The organism is Acidiplasma aeolicum, assembly GCF_001402945.1.
Lineage (GTDB): Archaea > Thermoplasmatota > Thermoplasmata > Thermoplasmatales > Thermoplasmataceae > Acidiplasma > Acidiplasma aeolicum.
Map to the genome: position 1 here is coordinate 1 of NZ_LKBG01000160.1, position 997 is coordinate 997.

Sequence of the window (997 nt, forward strand, 5' to 3'; positions counted from 1 at the left end):
CCCTTGCCAGTATATGCTTTATATTATTATCATCCAAATATTGTTGAAACTTATTTTTATCTCCTATTATTCCATTCTTTCCATTTGAGAAGAATTGTGTACCATGGTCTGTTATTATTTCCCTTGGTTTACCATATAGTTCTATTGATTTTATTAATGTATTTATTGTATTATCTATTGTTTCCTCACTGTATACACCTAAACCCACAATGAATCTCGATGCATCATCCCCGATTATTATTAATCTCTCATTTTTATTATATTCATTCTATATGCCATAGTGAATTGCTGTTAGACCTTTCATACTTTACATACTTTCTCTGTTTTTTCTTGTTTTTATCCTCATTAACCATATTTAATGATAATAATATTTTATATATACTGTTTTTAGAAATTATTATATTTATCTTCTTAAGGTATTTCCCTATTCTTTCCGGACCTGATAATGGTTATTTAATTTTAATATTCTTAACAGTATCTATTTCATTATCTGTTATTATTTTTGGTTTCCCTTTATTATTTATAATATATTCTCCATCTTCCTTATATTTTTTGTAAATATAATTTACATACCCTGTGCTTATCTTCATTTCTTTGGCTATTTCTGTTGATAATCTTCTTTTAATTTTTTCCCTTATTATGTATTTTATTTTTTTATCATTTAATTTCATTCTTGGTGTGTATTCTTTTATTATATTTTTACCGGATATATATAGGAAATATTTACGGGACAATATAGAATAATAATCTAACTTTACCATTGCATAACCATAAGAATAGAAGAGAATTAAAATTATTACAAGCAGATAAGCTAGAGATGTTAATAGAAATAGATATTATTTATATACCTACAAACAATGAAATTACCTATTTAATGTGCATTAAGGATGCATTCTCCAATGAATGGTATGGCTATAATTATAATGCATCATGCACGACCAGGGATGCAATAAATGCAATAGATGATGCTATTATAAGGAAATTCAATGGTATAATA

The 997-nt window shown here is 25.6% G+C and carries 2 pseudogenes; one reads left to right on the forward strand and one right to left on the reverse strand.

The annotated features are described in order from the left end of the window. Window positions 1–671 (reverse strand): annotated as a pseudogene (locus AOG54_RS10105) (DDE-type integrase/transposase/recombinase); the annotation flags it as partial. 146 nt (window positions 672–817) lie between these two features. On the opposite strand from AOG54_RS10105, the pseudogene AOG54_RS03985 reads away from it, so the two are divergent. Beyond that, window positions 818–997 (forward strand): annotated as a pseudogene (locus tag AOG54_RS03985) (hypothetical protein); the annotation flags it as partial.